The organism is Kribbella sp. NPDC051952, assembly GCF_040680855.1.
Taxonomy (GTDB): domain Bacteria; phylum Actinomycetota; class Actinomycetes; order Propionibacteriales; family Kribbellaceae; genus Kribbella.
Genome location: NZ_JBFAXQ010000001.1, coordinates 38,929 through 53,581, shown reverse-complemented (window position 1 = coordinate 53,581; position 14,653 = coordinate 38,929). Strand labels below are relative to the sequence as shown.

Here is a 14,653-nt window from a genome sequence, read left to right as displayed (position 1 = left end):
TGAAGCGAGGGTTGGTTGGGTTTGCTGTTCTATGCCACATTTACCATCGTTGTAAACCCTTCACATCAGGATCGAAACACCCCGCGGAACCGCCACTCACCGACCGGCGTCGTAGGGCACATGAAGCTCAAGGTCCGGGTCGTGCACTACCACTGTCAGGGGCGCGACTGCTGGTATGCCGATATCGACGACGCTGACGACCGTCAGCCCGACGACCCGTTCTGGTACGCCGACGGCTGCCGGACGCAGGCCGAAGCGCTGTCCCGGGCGTGCACCGAACTGGCCGCCCTCGACCAGGCGCTTGCCGCAGGCACCCTCCCGGCCCGGATCAGCGCGCAGACCGCCGCCGCCTGATCAAGGCTCGGCAACTACTGGGCGCGATCCCTGGCCGGGCGGGTGAGCGACCGGCATCATGGGGCGATGCTCGGGGAATCAGGCGGCACCACCGGCAACGCGACGATCGAGCAGATCGGCCGGCGCCGGACCTTCACCAGGACCCTTCAGATCGCCGTCGTACTCGCGGTCGTCCAATGGCCGATGCGCTCCGCAGTGCACGAAGCCGTGCCGGGGGCCGTCTGTGAGGTGCCCGGTCGGCTCTCGCTGCTGGTCGACGGGTTGTTCATCATGGCCTACGTCTACGCGGCGTACCGGGCCTACAAGTACGTCAAGTTCGTCAATCGCCAATCCTGGCAGCGAATCGCGGCAGTCGGGGCGCTGCTGGTCATCGCCGCCGCCATCCTCGACGTGGTCGAAGACCTCACCCTGTGGAACGACCTCAACCAATCCTGCGCCGATCTCTCGATCGGCACGATCACCTGGCTGATGCGGGCGCTCGGTCTGGTCGGTGCGCTCGTACTCGCGGTGTCCCTGTTCGCGACGAGCCGCCTCGGCCAGCAGAAGTTGTACGGCGTTGAGCCCGAGCCGCCGGCCACCTTCCGGCGGCCTCCGATCGACGGCAAGGACACCGGCCGGCTCGTGATCACGTGTTCGGGTGGTGGCATCCGGTCGGCGTCGTTCTGTCTCGGCGCACTCCAGCTCCTCCGCGAGCGAGGCCTGTACGACAAGGCATCGACGGTGATCGGTGTCAGCGGCGGCGGTTACATGGCGGCCGCCTTCCATGTCCTGCGCCGTACCTGCACGGATCCGTTCTCGTCCGGATCCCCAGAGCTGGCGAGGCTGCGGCGGCAGACCCGCTACCTGTTGGCGGGCGGTCGCGCGATGTTCCGGGCCGCGCTGTCGGTGCTGTTCGGACTGGTCGTCAACCTGTTGCTGATCGGCATCACGCTGCGCGCGATCGCGTGGGTGCTCGGCTGGTTCCTCGCCGATCAGAAGGTGATCACCCGCGGGTACACCGAGATCCACGTCTACTGGCGGCCGGACGGCTCCTGGTCCTTCATCATCCTGTCGGTGTTCCTGCTCGCGGTCAGTGCGGCGACATTCGTGATCGAGAAGGTGTGGGATCGCTGGGCGCGGATGCCCGATGTCGTCCGCACGATCCTGACCACGATCGGCAACTTCACCCTCAAGTACGGCGTACCCGTCGCGGTCCTGCTGCTCGGCGTACCGGGTGGTCTCTACCTGCTCGGCCAGTTGCCCGGCGACTCGAGTCTGCCGTCCGCCTTGCTGGCGTTGGTCGATCCAACGAAACAGGGTGTCGCGTCGTTCAGTGCCTTGGTCATCGTCCTGATCGGTCTCGGCCGGTCGGTGTGGAACGGGCTCGCGGTCGAGGGGAAGGCGGCGACCGGGATCCGCGCCCGGCTGCTCTCGTTCGCGCGGACCAAGCTCGCGCCATGGGCCGGCAGCGCGATCATCGTGATCGCCGCGATCATCGTTCTGCTGCGCTGGACCGGCGGCTACGCGATCGACCCGACGTACCAGGACTGGAACGTCGCCTGGATCCTGGCCGGGATCGCCGTCGCGATCAAGGTGCTCACCGACGCGAACCGGACCTCGCTGCACTCCTTCTATCGGGAGCGGTTGTCGCGGGCGTTCCTGGTCGAGCGGAAGCCGAACGGTCCGGCGGTCGCGCTCGACTATCACCTGCGGCTGCGGTACTCGGAGTGGGCGAAGCCGGTCGAGGGCGGTCCACAGCTCGTCATCGCCGGCGTCGCGAACGTCGAGGACGCGGATTTCGTACCGACGCAGCGCGACTGCGTCCCGTTCATCTTCGACGCCGAGCGGATCGGGATCGTGGGGGACAGGTCGCTGCCGGACGGTGGGCGTCGTCTCACGGACGATTACGAGCGGGAGGCCGACGTACTGAAGCGCGAAGTGACGGTGCCGGCCGCGATGGCGATCAGTGGTGCCGCACTCAGCCCGCTGACCGGTCGGGTGAACGGGCGGACCAGACCGGTCCGGCTGTTGCTCGCCGTACTGAATGCGCGGCTGGGTGTGTGGCTGCCGAACCCGTACTGGAACAACCACGACCAGCCCGCGTTCCCCGACGTCCAAGGCTTCTTCCCGAAGATCCGCCGGTACGTCGGAAGCGTGATCGACAAGCCCGGTCCGTATCGGTTGCTGCACGAGGCGGTCGGTTCACCGTCGATGTACGAGCGCCGGATCTACGTCACCGACGGCGGGCACTACGACAACCTCGGGCTGGTCGAGGCGCTGCGTCGCAAGCCCGCGCAGGTGATCGTGATCGACGCGTCGAACGACGCCGAGGACCGGTTCACCGCACTGGCCGAGGCGATCGCGACCGCGCGGATGGATCACGGGATCCAGGTCGACATCGACCCGGCGCCGATGATCCGCGGGTCGAAGCCGCGGGCGGACCGGCCCTGGGCCTACGGCATCGCGACGCATCCGCTGGTCGACGGTGACGAGAAGCCGTACAAGACCGAGATCTTCTTCGTGAAGGCGGTGCTGGCCGGTCACCTCGAGTGGGACCTGGAGCAGTACGCCGTCGAGCACGCGGACTTCCCGCGGCGGACCACCGGCGACCAGTTCTACGACGAGTGGGACTTCGAGGCCTATCGAGCTTTGGGGTACGAGCTGACCCAGGCGCTCACCGATCACCACCGGGTCGCCGATCGGTTGGCAGACCTGTGACGCGCGGTATGTGCTCCAGTTACACGCCGTAGGCAACGAGCGGAATGCCCTTTATCTGTGGATAACCGCTGTGATCTGTGGACGAGGCAACGAAAGCCGATGCGGATGCACGTGCAGTCCGCCTGGTGAGCGGATGCTTGCCGTACCACGATGCTGATGGTGTGATGTGTCCCTGTGAGCCGGGTGAAACTTTACGAAGATTTAGCCGTAACACCCGGCGAGCCAGGTCGTTGATCTGTCAGACAGTTCTCGATCAGCGGATCGCTGGGGAATCCGGAGGGACCCGCTCGTGCACCGATTCAACTCACCACCCGACTGGCCTGAGCCGCCGAGTGACACCTGGCGCCCGCCGCCGGGCTGGGAGCCCGACCCTGAGTGGCCGGACGCGCCGGTCGGCTGGGGCTTCTGGCTGAACCGCAACGGTCGCCCGGCCATCGGTCCGATCGGCGCTTACGGGGCTGTCGACGCCGGCCGCCTCGAGCTCGCCGCCGTCGATCCCGCCATGGTCCTCATGCACTCCTGACACACCGCTTCCCTCGGCTCCCGCCTGCTACCCAGCAGCGGGAGCCGAACCACGTCCGGGGTAGTTGTAGCGATGGGGCTGGCCGGGTTCGGTCGAAGGGTGGCGCGTTCTTATCGTCTTCTGGTGTTATGTTATCAGCGTAGATAACACTGATCTGGGAGGCGTTGCGTGGTGGGACCTGGCTGGATCGGCATCGACCTCGGCACGCAAAGTGTGCGCGCCGTACTGGCCGACGTCGATGGTGCCGTCCTCGCGCACGCAAGCCGTCCACTCACCAGCCACCGCGGCGGCGCACGGCATGAGCAGGACCCCCAGTCCTGGCTCGACGCCGTCGATGTGCTCCTCACCGAGGTTACGTCAGGCCCGATCGAGGGCCTTTCCATCTGTTCCACGTCCGGCACCTTCCTCCTGACCGACCTCGCCGGCCGCCCGGTCACCCCGGCACTCATGTACGACGACGCCCGCGCGGCCGCCCGTCGCGATCGCATCGTGGACGCCGACCCGGACCGCTGGGCGACCGCGATGCAACCGACCTGGGCGCTCCCGAAGATCCTCGACCTGGTCGCGGACGGTTATGACCTCGCGAACCATCGAGTCGTTCACAGCGCCGACTTCGTCGCAGCCCATCTCGTCGGCCATCCGGTCGCCACCGACACCAGTCACGCGCTCAAAACCGGGTACGACCTGATCGCGAACACCTGGCCGACCGCCGCCTTCGACAAGCTCGGTCTCCCGAGCACCGCGTTCCCCGACGTCGTCCTCCCCGGAACCGAACTCGGCCGCACCCCCGCCGGCGTCCCGGTTTACGCCGGCATGACCGACGGCTGTGCCGCCCAGATCGCCGCCGGCGCCCTCACTCCCGGCGCCTGGAACTCGGTCCTCGGTACGACACTCGTCCTCAAAGGCGTCAGTAAAGACCTGCTCGTTGACCCCACCGGCGCCGTCTACAGCCACCGCCACCCGGACGGTGGCTGGCTTCCCGGCGGCGCGTCCAGCACGGGCGCCGGCGTACTCACCGAGCTCCTGCCCGGCGCCGACCTCGACGCGCTCGACCAGGCAGCCCGCGCCCTGGGCCCGATCGACGCGGCGATCTACCCGATCACCAAGACCGGCGAACGGTTCCCCTTCGTCGCACCCCAGGCCGAACGCTTCACCCTCGGCGCGACTCCTGACGACCTGCACACGTACGCCGGTGTGCTGCAAGGAGTCGCGTTCATCGAGCGACTCGCCTTCGAGCACCTGGTCAGCCTCGGCGCCGACCCGGTCCGCTCGGTCTCGCTGACCGGTGGCGCAACCCGCAGCGGCTACTGGAATCAGCTCCGCTCCGACGTCCTCGGCGTACCGGTGGAGCTCCCGGCTGTGCCGGACCCGGCCTTCGGCATGGCCGTCCTGGCCGCAGCTGCCGGCGCCGGGCTCACCGAGACGGCGAGAAGAATGGTCCGCGTGGATCACGTACTCGAACCGCGCCAACAATCGCTTGATGAGCTGTACGGCGAGTTCGTTGCCGAGCTGGACCGGCGGGGGTACCGCGGATGAGGACCACGATCGTGCTGGCCCGGCATGGGCGAACCGAATGGCACCACGGCAACCGGTACACCGGCTCCACGGACCTTCCGATCGACGAGGTCGGCGTACGGCAGGCGGAGCATCTGAGGGAGTGGGCGGCCGACTTCGGGCCGGACGCGTTGTGGTGTTCACCGATGCTCCGGGCTCGGCAGAGTGTCGCGCCGACCGCGCGGGCGCTCGACCTGGAGCCGACCGTCGACGGGCGATTGCGGGAGGTCGACTTCGGTTCGGCCGAGGGCAAGATGCTGGGCGAACTGCCGCCGGCGGTGGCGAAGGCGTTCCAGCTCGACCCGGTCCGCGACCACTTTCCTGGTGGTGAGGATCCGGCCGAAGCGGCTGATCGGGCGCATGAGGTGTTCGCGGAGATCGGGCGCCGGCACGAGGGACAGAAGGTGCTCGTCGTCGCTCACAACACGCTCATCCGGCTGCTCGTGTGCAGGGTGCTGGGGCTGCGGCTGAACGACTACCGCAGACTGCTTCCTGCGCTCGGTCCCGCGGCGCTGGTGCGTTTCCGGTGGCAGGACGGCACAGTGGGTCTCGAGGCGTACAACCTTCCAGCACGACGTTTGGAGACCCTGGCATGACATCGGATGTCGACGGTGACACCACCGAACTGAGCCGACCCGCCCGCCGGCAGGCAGAGATCGCGGCGTACGTCGTCGAGCACGGCTCGGTCTCGGCCAACGATCTGGTCGAGGCGTTCGGGGTGAGCGTGATGACGGTGCACCGCGACCTGGACGAACTCGAGCGCCAAGGCGTGGTGCGCAAGTACCGCGGCGGGGTGAGCGCGCAGCCGACGAGCGTGTTCGAGAGCAACGTGGCGTACCGGCTGAACACCGCGACCGCCGAGAAGGCGGCGCTGGCCCGGCACGCCCGCGCGATGATCGAGCCCGGGATGTCGGTGATGCTCGACGACTCGACCAGTGCACTCGCGTTGGTCGAGCTCTTCGAGGGCATCACTCCGTTGACGGTGGCAACGAACTTCCTCCCCGCGATCAGCAAGCTGGCCGAGCTCCGCGACATCACTCTCCTTGCTCTGGGCGGGATCTACTCACCAACCCACGACTCCTTCGGCGGCATGCCGTGCGCGGAAGCCGTCGAGGCCCTGCACACCGACTTTCTCTTCTGCTCGGTCTCCGCGGTGTCGCCGACCCATGCGTTCCACCAGGAAGAGGAAATAGTCCTGGTCAAACGCGCCATGCTGCGAGCCGCCAAAACCAAGGTCCTCCTGGTCGACCACGCCAAACTCCAACGCACCGCCCTACACCGCCTGGCCCCGCTGACGGACTTCGACGTAGTCGTAGTAGACGAGAAAACGCCCGAAGACCTGATCACCCCCCTACGCGACGCCGGCGCCAACGTAGAAGTAGCCAAACTATGACCGCGCCCAACCCCGCCCGAGATCGCCTCGGCTCACCGCCCGCCTCTGGGCCCGGCAAGCTCGGCTCACCGCCCGTCTCTGGGCCCGTCAAGTTCAGCTCGCCGCCCGCCTCTGGGCCCGGCAAGCTCAGCTCGCCGCACGCCTCTGCGCCCGGCAAGCTCAGCTCAGCTACCTCCGAGGCGGCTTCTTCTTTCTTTCATGTGAACCCACGGACAGCTGGTTGAGGTAGTGGAGGAGGGGCGTATGGACGTTGGGGTGGATGTTGGCACCACAGTCACGAAAGCTGTTGCCTTCGACGAGACCGGTCGCCCACTGGCCGAGGCATCCCGGCCCACCCGCCTGGTCCGCCCGTCAACCGGCCGCTTCGAACACGACACCCAGGAGGTCGTTGCCTCAGTCAACGAAGTGATCGCCGAGCTGGCCGCCACAGTAGGAACCAATCCCGGCGTACTGGCGATCACCGCCCAAGGCGACGGCCTCTGGCTACTCGACCCCGACGGCACCCCCACCCGCCCGGCCATCTCCTGGCTGGACGCCCGCAGCAGCACCATCCTCGGCCGCTGGACCACCGATGGCGTAGCCGAGCACGTCTTCCGGCGCTCCGGCAACCGCATGTTCCCCGGCGCCTCGGGCCCTCTCCTAGCCGCCGTACTCGCGGAAGAGCCCGACGTCATCGCCCGAGCCGGCACCGCGGCGTACTGCAAAGACGTCGTCATGCAACAACTGACCGGCGTCCGCGCAACCGACGTGTCAGACGCCTCCGCGCCCTTCCTCGACCCACGCACCAACGAGTACGACGACGAGGCCCTGACAGCAACCGGCCTCGCCAACCTCAAACACCTCCTGGCTCCCGTCGCACCAACGGGACCCGTCGGCGAGCTTCGCAACCAGCAAACCGGCATGGCCCCAGGCACCAGAGTCTCCGCGGGACCGTACGACCTCCCGGCCGCGGCCGCCGGCGTAGGCGTCGACCAACCCGGCGACGCCCTCCTGACCGTAGGCACCACCCTCGCCTGCCAGGTAGTCACCCGCGACCTACCCGTCGACGACGAACCCGCCGGCCTCTTCCTAGGCACTTGGACCCCAGGCGTCTGGCTCCGAGCCATGCCCGCCATGGTTGGTACGGCGGCCCTCGACCGAGTTCTCGCCCTAGTAGGGGTCGGCACCGACGACCTACCCAAACTCCTGGCCGACAGCCCACCCGGCGCAAACGGCGTGACCGTCCTCCCCTACCTCTCCGAAGCCGGCGAGCGAGCCCCCTTCGTAGACACCCGCGCTCGCGGCACCATCGACGGCCTCTCCGTCTCCACCACAACGGCCGACCTCATCCGCGCCACCTGCGAAGGCATCGCGTACGCCGCCCGCCACTGCCTGGACGCTGCGGGCTGGACCGGCCGGGTGACCGTCTGCGGCGGAGGTGCCCGCAGCAAGGAATGGACCCAGATCCTCGCGGACGTCCTCAACGCGCCCCTCCACACTGCAGAGGCCGAGCAGGTAGCCGCGCGTGGTGCAGTGATCTGCGCCCGCCGCGCGATCGACCCGGACAGCGCCGGACCGGGATGGATCGCGGAGACCCGTCAGGTCGATCCCGACCCGACCCACGCAGCCTTCTACGCCGAGGGATACGACCACTACCTGCGCCGGATCGAGGCGGCCCGCCCGCGCTGGTCCGACCCAGCACCCACTTTTACTCCAGGAGTTCAATGAGAACCGTCACGACTTTGCTCGCGGGTGACCACTTCGTCCGGAACGAACTTCTCGTCAAGGCGCTGTCCTCCCTCGAGGACGTCAGCTTCGACTTCCGCGAGGTCACGCTGCCCTGGCCGCTCACGCCGTACGGACGGGTCGCCGAGGTGGACGAGGCGAGTGATGCCGAGGACCAGTTGATCGAGGCCCTGGCCGGGGTCGAGTTGGCGATCACCCAGATGGGTCCGTTCACCGAGCGGGTGCTGGGCTCCGCACCGGACCTCAAGTTCCTGGTCGTCTGCCGCGGCGGGCCGGTCAACGTCAACGTGCCGGCGGCAACCAAACGCGGGATCATGGTTGCCTCCACGCCCGGACGCAACGCAACCGCCGCCGCCGAACATGCGATCGCGCTGACGATGGGTGCCCTACGCAACCTCCCTCGGCTGCAACGCACCCTCGAGCAGGGGGAGTGGCGCAGTGACCTCTATGCGTACGACGAGTGCGGCCTCGAGCTCGACGGCTCGACGGTCGGCCTGATCGGGTACGGCGCGATCGGGCAACGAGTCGCCCGGGTGATGCTTGCCTTCGGCGCGCAGGTCCTCGTCGCGGATCCCTTTGTCGACAAGGCTCCTGAAGGTATCGAGCTGGTCGAACTCGAGGACCTGCTGCGAAGGTCCGACGTGGTCAGCCTGCACGCCCGGCTGACCGACCAGACCCGCGGCATGATCGGAGCCGACCAGATCGCGCTGATGCCACGAGGCGCCGTACTCGTGAACACGGCTCGCGGCGGCCTGCTCGACTACGATGCGACCGTGGATGCGCTGGAGTCCGGCCAGCTCGGTGCGGCCGCCTTCGACGTCTTCCCGGCCGAGCCGGTGCCCGCGGGGAGTCGGTTGCTGACGGCACCAAATATTGTGATGACCCCGCACCTGGCCGGTGCAACCAAGCAGACCGCCCTTCGAGCCGGCTCGATCGCCGCCGAAGCGGTTGCCGCGTACCTCGCCGGGAAGGACCCGGTAGGACTGGTCTCCGCCTAGTCGGGGCACAGGAGACTCCATGAAGTTGGCAACATCCACCACCTGGACCGAGCTGCTGCTGCTTCTGATCGCGTTCGTGTTGTCGATGGTCATCGGCATCGAGCGGCAGGTGCGGCAGAAGAGCGCGGGGATGCGGACGCACACGCTGGTCGGCACCGGGGCCGCGCTCTTCACGCTTGTTTCGGGCTTCGGCTTCGACGCCGTCCTCGGTACGGATGTCAACCTCGACCCGTCCCGGATCGCGGCGCAGGTCGTCTCCGGCGTCGGCTTCCTCGGCGCCGGGGTGATCTTCATGCGCCGCGATGTCGTCCGCGGGCTCACCACCGCGGCAACGATCTGGATGACCGCGGCGATCGGGATGGCTTGCGGTGCAGGGATGCCGGTGCTCGCGGTCGCCGCGACCTTGCTGCATCTGATCGCGGTCGGTCCGTTCAGCCGGCTGGGCCGGTTCCTGCCGTCGCCGGACCGGCGGCGGATCGTGACAGTGCGGTACGACGACGGCGCCGGCGTACTCCGGTCCATCCTGGCGACTGCGACGTCGATGGGCTTCGAGGCCTCGGTGCTCGGCACCGAGGTCCATCGCGACGGCGCGCGGCCGCAGGTGCGCGCCTCGATGCGGTTCACCGGCCGGCCGCCGCTGCAGAACCTTGTGATCGCACTCGACGATCTCGACGGCGTCACCGGCGTCCGGCTGCGCAACGACGACGATGAAGACTGAGCCCCACCCAGGCCGGATGTGATCTTTGTGTGATTTCGATGAGAAAATCACACGGATTCTCTATACGACACCATGAATCGGTGATAATTTCACCGACGTGCCGAACTCTTCGTTGCTCACCGACCTCCGCGCGCTGGCCACCCGGCTGGCGATCGCGGCCGGCGAGGAACTGATGGCCCGTCGGTCGAGTCTGTCGATCGACGCCCCGGGTGTCGAGACGAAGACCTCTGCCAGTGATCCGGTCAGCGTCGCCGACCGGGCGTCCGAGAAGCTGATCACCGACGGTCTGAGCGCGGCCAGGCCAGGCGATGGCCTCCTGGGTGAAGAGGGCGCCGTACGGTCGTCCGACACCGGCCTGACCTGGGTGATCGACCCGCTGGACGGCACGGTGAACTACCTCTACGGCCGCCTCGACTGGTGTGTCTCCATCGCGGTGCGAGACGAAGCCGGTGCACTGGTGGGCGTGGTTCACCAGCCTCGCACCGGCACGACCTGGTCTGCGGTCCGTGACGGTGGTGCTCTTTGCGACGACGTCGTACTGGGTCCGCCGCGGGAGGTCGAGCTCGCCGCCGCGTTGGTGAGCACGGGCTTCTCGTACCTGTCGGACCGTCGCGCCGAACAAGCCGATCACCTTCGCCGCGTGCTGCCCGCCGTACGGGACGTACGGCGGGGTGGGTCCGCCGCCCTTGATCTGTGTTCGGTCGCCGACGGTACGGCGGATGCCTACTACGAACACGTGATCCAGCCATGGGACATCGCCGCCGGTGCCCTGATCGCACGTGAGGCCGGTGCCCAGGTCATCGCCGGGCCCGGAACTCCCTTCCCAGCAGGCGTTCTGGCCGCCGAGCCCGGACTGGCCTCTGCTCTGACCGAGTTGCTCTCCCAACCCATCCCGAGGAGGCCGGTGTGACTGCACTGGACCTGCCGGTCCGGACCCATCCGGACGAACGCAAGGTTGCCGTTGGCAATGATCAGCGAAGGCGCCGGCGGCGGCGTGAGTACGGGTTGTTCGCCCTGCTCGTCGCGCCCAACCTGCTGGTGATCGCCGTCTTCGCGTACTGGCCGATCATCTACAACGCGTTCCTCAGCCTGACCGACTGGAACATGATCGCGGCCCGGCCGAAGTTCGTCGGACTCGCGAACTACGGCCGGACGCTGACCGATCCCGCCTTCCACAAGACCTTGTGGATCACCATCGTTTTCACCGGCCTGATCGTGGTCGGCAGCCTGGTGATCGGGCTGGCGCTCGCGTTCCTCTTCAACCTGCCGTTGAAGGGACGCGGTGCGGTCCGGACGATCGCCTTCGCGCCGCACATCCTGTCCGGTGCCGCGGTCGCGACCATCTGGCTGTTCATCTTCGACCCGGGCTACGGCCTGATGCGGGCGCTGATCGAGCCGTTCGGCGCCGAACCGCCAGACTGGATGAACAACTCCGACTGGGCGCTCCCGGGCCTCGTCATCGTCTACCTGTGGAAGAACGTCGGCTTCGCCGCCCTCATCTACCTGGCCGGTCTGCAGGGACTGCCCAAGGAGCTCGACGAGGCGGCCGCGATCGACGGGGCTTCGACGTGGACCCGGTTCCGGGCGATCAAGCTGCCGTTACTTGCCCCGATCACCTTCTTCCTGCTCATCACCACCGTCATCGGGACCTTCCAGGCCTTCGATGTGATCGCGGTGATGACCGGTGGTGGCCCTGGTGATGCCACCACCACGCTGAGCTGGTCGATCTACAACGAGGGCTTCCAGGCCTTCAACGCAGGTCGCGCGGCGACGTTGTCGATCATCATGTTCGTGATCCTGCTGGTCGTCACCGCGGTGCAGGCCCGGGTGATGGAGAGGCGGGTGCACTACCGATGAAGGTTCGCGCGTTGCAGTACGTCGTACTGGTCGGGGTGGCGGCCGTCTTCCTCGGACCGCTGTACTGGCTGTTGTCGACCGCGTTCAAGCAGCCGGCCGAGATCTATCAGTGGCCGCCGGCCTGGTGGCCGCACTTCACCTGGGAGAACTTCAGCCTGGCGTGGAAGGCCGCGCCGTTCGACCGGTTCTTCCTCAACTCGACGATCATCACGGTCGCCGGGACGGTGCTGAAGGTGGCCAACGCCGTACTCACGGCGTACGCGTTCGCTTATCTACGCTTCCCGTTCAAGAAGGTGCTGTTCTTCTTGGTGCTCGGGGCAATGATGGTGCCGGGCCACGTGACGTTGCTGCCGAACTACTTGACCGTGGCAACACTCGGCTGGATCAACACGTATGCCGGCTTGATCATCCCCGGCATCGGGTCGGCGTTCGCGACGTTCCTGATGCGCCAGCACTTCCTCACGTTGCCGACGGAGGTGACCGATGCGGCCGCAGTGGACGGCGCCGGACATCTGCGCACGTTGTGGCGGGTGGTGCTGCCCATGTCACGGCCGATGCTGATCACCGTCGTCGTGATCACCGCGGTCGAGGAGTGGAACAACTTCGTCTGGCCACTGATCGTCACCAACACCGCGTCGATGCGGACCCTGCCGGTCGGTCTGCTGATCCTCAAGGACGAGGAAGGGCTGGCCGCCTGGGGCACCATCATGGCCGGCACGCTGCTCGTCCTCGCGCCGATGCTGCTGATCTTCCTGATCGCCCAGCGCTACATCGTCGGCGGTATCACCCAGGGAGCGTTGAAGGGATGACGATGCGACGCAGGATGTTCCTTGGGCTCGGAGTGGGTGTTTCGCTCGCGGGCTGTGGCTATCGCTCGGTCGACGCGATCTACTCCCAGCCGGCCGGAGCCGTGCCGAAGCAGTACGCGAACCGTGTCCGCGTCGTCTTCTGGACGTCGTACGGCGGGGTGAACGGCAAGGCGGTCGACAAGCTCGTTGCCAAGTTCAACGAATCCCAGCAGGACGTGTATGTCGAGGTCCAGTTCCAGGGCAGCTACGACGACGTGGCCCAGAAGGTCGCGGCCGCTCTGGTCGCCAAGCAGGCGCCGGACCTGGCCATCCTGTCCGATGTCACCTGGGAGCGGTTCTTCCTGAACGAGGCGCTCGAGCCGCTGAACAACTACTTCAACGACGGCTTCGGCCCGGGCGTCTTCCAGCCGAAGCTGTTCGGTGAGTACGTCGTGAAGGGTCAGAGCTGGGCGGTTCCGTTCGCCCGGAGTACGCCGATCCTCTACTACAACCGTGATGCGTTCGCGAAGGCCGGGCTGCCGGACCGCGCGCCGCGGACCTGGAGCGAGCTGCGGTCCTGGGTGCCTTCGTTGGCGAAGGTGCAGTCGGGCGGGCGTTCGCTGCGGACGATCGCGTTCGCGAAGATCGACGGCGACTGGCAGTTCCAGGGGAACGTGTGGCAGTTCGGCGGTGCGTACTCGAAGGGTCTCGACGTCACCATCGACGAGGCCGGCGCGGTCGCGGCGGGGGAGTGGCAGCGGTCGATGGTGCACGATCTCGGGGCGGCGTACATGGCCAGCAGCCCGAGCACGGACTTTGCGAACGGGCTGGTCGGCGTCATCCAGGAATCGACCGGTGGCATGAAGACCATCAGCGGCAAGGCGAAGTTCAAGGTCGGCGCCGGGTTCATTCCGTCGGAGGTGGCGTCCGGGCTCGCGACCGGTGGTGGCGGGATCGGCATGCTGCGAAACATCTCCGACGAGCGGAAGCAGGCGGCTGCGAAGTTCCTCGCGTTCCTGGCCCGGCCGGAGAACTCGGCCTGGTGGACGACGCAGACCGGGTATCTGCCGGTCGTGAATGCGGCGCGGGAGGATCCCGAGCTGAAGAAGCTGATCGCCGAGCAGCCGAACTACGGGGTCGCGATCGCGCAGCTCGAGAACGCGCGGCAGCAGGATCCGATCCGGCTCTACGGGCGGAACGCGAACGTGCAGATCTACACCGGTCTGCAGCAGATCTACGCGGACAACGCGGCCCCGAAGAAGGTGTTCGGTTCGGTCGCGCGGCGGCTCGAGGCGATCGGCGCCGAGGTCAAACGGCTCTACGAGGAGAAGGTGCTGTGATCATCACCGGCCATCGCGGTGCGCTCGGGACGGAACCCGAGAACACGCTGCGATCCTTCCGTCGCGCGGTCGCCGACGGCTGCGACGAGATCGAACTCGACCTCCGCGTCACGGCCGACGGCGAGCTCGTCATCATGCACGACGCGACCGTCGACCGGACCACTTCCGGGTCCGGCGAGGTCGCCGGCCTGACGTACGACGAGATCCGATCGCTCGACGCCGGTCTCGGCGAGCAGGTCCCGACGTGGGCGGAGACGGTTGATGCGATCGACATCCGGTTCCAGGCGGAGGTGAAGGCGGCCGAGGCGATTCCGATGCTGGCCCAGTCGCTGAAGTCCGATCCGGCCCTGGCCGAGCGGACGCTGATCACGTCGTTCCACCCCGAGATGCTGCTGGCGATGCGGGCCGCGTTCCCCGCCGCGTCAACGGGTCTGATCATCGGCCGCACACCACCTGCCGCTGAGGTCATCGCCCGTACGAAGGCCGCCGAAGCCAACGCATCCCTCTGCGGCATCGCCGACCTGACCGCGGCGGCGGTCGCCGACCTGCACGCAGCCGGCCTGGCCGTCACCGCCTGGCCTGTCCCGGACCAGTCGACCTTCGCCGAAGCCCTCGCTCTGGAGGTCGACGGCGTCACGACGGACAACCCGCATCTCTTGCGAGCCCCGTGACGCCTGGCCGCCCGGCCACACGTTCCAACGTGTGA

14 protein-coding genes are annotated in these 14,653 nt (G+C 67.5%); all 14 read left to right on the top strand.

Annotated elements, in window-relative coordinates:
• Positions 1 to 120: 120 nt before the first annotated feature.
• Positions 121 to 354, top strand: coding sequence for a hypothetical protein (locus AB0L70_RS00240; protein WP_363678279.1), 234 nt, complete (start codon positions 121 to 123; stop codon positions 352 to 354).
• A 66-nt stretch (positions 355 to 420) separates the two neighbouring features.
• Positions 421 to 3,051: a hypothetical protein gene (locus tag AB0L70_RS00235; protein ID WP_363678278.1), complete on the top strand. Its 2,631-nt coding sequence runs from the start codon at positions 421 to 423 to the stop codon at positions 3,049 to 3,051.
• A 289-nt stretch (positions 3,052 to 3,340) separates the two neighbouring features.
• On the top strand, positions 3,341 to 3,574 hold the full coding sequence (locus AB0L70_RS00230) for a hypothetical protein (protein WP_363678277.1): 234 nt from the start codon (positions 3,341 to 3,343) through the stop codon (positions 3,572 to 3,574).
• Between the two features lie 168 nt (positions 3,575 to 3,742).
• Positions 3,743 to 5,110, top strand: a complete 1,368-nt coding sequence (locus tag AB0L70_RS00225; RefSeq protein WP_363678276.1) for an FGGY-family carbohydrate kinase — start codon at positions 3,743 to 3,745, stop codon at positions 5,108 to 5,110.
• Positions 5,107 to 5,724, top strand: a complete 618-nt coding sequence (locus tag AB0L70_RS00220; protein WP_363678275.1) for a histidine phosphatase family protein — start codon at positions 5,107 to 5,109, stop codon at positions 5,722 to 5,724. Before AB0L70_RS00225 ends, AB0L70_RS00220 begins: the two co-directional genes overlap by 4 nt.
• Positions 5,721 to 6,521 (top strand): DeoR/GlpR family DNA-binding transcription regulator, encoded by an 801-nt coding sequence (locus tag AB0L70_RS00215; protein WP_363678274.1) that lies wholly within the window; start codon positions 5,721 to 5,723, stop codon positions 6,519 to 6,521. Before AB0L70_RS00220 ends, AB0L70_RS00215 begins: the two co-directional genes overlap by 4 nt.
• 243 nt (positions 6,522 to 6,764) lie before the next feature.
• Positions 6,765 to 8,228: an FGGY-family carbohydrate kinase gene (locus AB0L70_RS00210; RefSeq protein ID WP_363678273.1), complete on the top strand. Its 1,464-nt coding sequence runs from the start codon at positions 6,765 to 6,767 to the stop codon at positions 8,226 to 8,228.
• Positions 8,225 to 9,244 carry a 2-hydroxyacid dehydrogenase gene (locus AB0L70_RS00205; protein ID WP_363678272.1) on the top strand — a complete coding sequence of 340 codons (1,020 nt, stop codon included), beginning with the start codon at positions 8,225 to 8,227 and terminating at the stop codon, positions 9,242 to 9,244. Before AB0L70_RS00210 ends, AB0L70_RS00205 begins: the two co-directional genes overlap by 4 nt.
• A 19-nt stretch (positions 9,245 to 9,263) precedes the next feature.
• Entirely contained in the window at positions 9,264 to 9,962 is a 699-nt protein-coding gene (locus AB0L70_RS00200; protein WP_363678271.1) for an MgtC/SapB family protein, read from the top strand.
• Between the two features lie 97 nt (positions 9,963 to 10,059).
• Positions 10,060 to 10,872, top strand: a complete 813-nt coding sequence (locus tag AB0L70_RS00195) for an inositol monophosphatase family protein (protein ID WP_363678270.1) — start codon at positions 10,060 to 10,062, stop codon at positions 10,870 to 10,872.
• On the top strand, positions 10,869 to 11,819 hold the full coding sequence (locus AB0L70_RS00190; protein ID WP_363678269.1) for a sugar ABC transporter permease: 951 nt from the start codon (positions 10,869 to 10,871) through the stop codon (positions 11,817 to 11,819). The genes AB0L70_RS00195 and AB0L70_RS00190 overlap by 4 nt, the downstream gene beginning before the upstream one ends.
• The gene (locus tag AB0L70_RS00185; protein ID WP_363678268.1) at positions 11,816 to 12,628 is read left to right on the top strand and encodes a carbohydrate ABC transporter permease; all 813 of its coding nucleotides are present in this window, start codon (positions 11,816 to 11,818) and stop codon (positions 12,626 to 12,628) included. The genes AB0L70_RS00190 and AB0L70_RS00185 overlap by 4 nt, the downstream gene beginning before the upstream one ends.
• A 2-nt stretch (positions 12,629 to 12,630) precedes the next feature.
• Positions 12,631 to 13,947: an ABC transporter substrate-binding protein gene (locus AB0L70_RS00180; RefSeq protein ID WP_363678267.1), complete on the top strand. Its 1,317-nt coding sequence runs from the start codon at positions 12,631 to 12,633 to the stop codon at positions 13,945 to 13,947.
• On the top strand, positions 13,944 to 14,618 hold the full coding sequence (locus AB0L70_RS00175) for a glycerophosphodiester phosphodiesterase family protein (protein WP_363678266.1): 675 nt from the start codon (positions 13,944 to 13,946) through the stop codon (positions 14,616 to 14,618). Before AB0L70_RS00180 ends, AB0L70_RS00175 begins: the two co-directional genes overlap by 4 nt.
• The last annotated feature ends 35 nt before the right edge of the window (positions 14,619 to 14,653 follow it).

Bases quoted from the DNA above. Each gene is read 5' to 3' on its own strand.
- AB0L70_RS00240 (WP_363678279.1), top strand. From the start codon at position 121: ATGAAGCTCAAGGTCCGGGTCGTGCACTACCACTGTCAGGGGCGCGAC.
- AB0L70_RS00235 (WP_363678278.1), top strand. From the start codon at position 421: ATGCTCGGGGAATCAGGCGGCACCACCGGCAACGCGACGATCGAGCAG.
- AB0L70_RS00220 (WP_363678275.1), top strand. From the start codon at position 5,107: ATGAGGACCACGATCGTGCTGGCCCGGCATGGGCGAACCGAATGGCAC.
- AB0L70_RS00215 (WP_363678274.1), top strand. From the start codon at position 5,721: ATGACATCGGATGTCGACGGTGACACCACCGAACTGAGCCGACCCGCC.
- AB0L70_RS00210 (WP_363678273.1), top strand. From the start codon at position 6,765: ATGGACGTTGGGGTGGATGTTGGCACCACAGTCACGAAAGCTGTTGCC.
- AB0L70_RS00205 (WP_363678272.1), top strand. From the start codon at position 8,225: ATGAGAACCGTCACGACTTTGCTCGCGGGTGACCACTTCGTCCGGAAC.
- AB0L70_RS00200 (WP_363678271.1), top strand. From the start codon at position 9,264: ATGAAGTTGGCAACATCCACCACCTGGACCGAGCTGCTGCTGCTTCTG.
- AB0L70_RS00185 (WP_363678268.1), top strand. From the start codon at position 11,816: ATGAAGGTTCGCGCGTTGCAGTACGTCGTACTGGTCGGGGTGGCGGCC.
- AB0L70_RS00180 (WP_363678267.1), top strand. From the start codon at position 12,631: ATGCGACGCAGGATGTTCCTTGGGCTCGGAGTGGGTGTTTCGCTCGCG.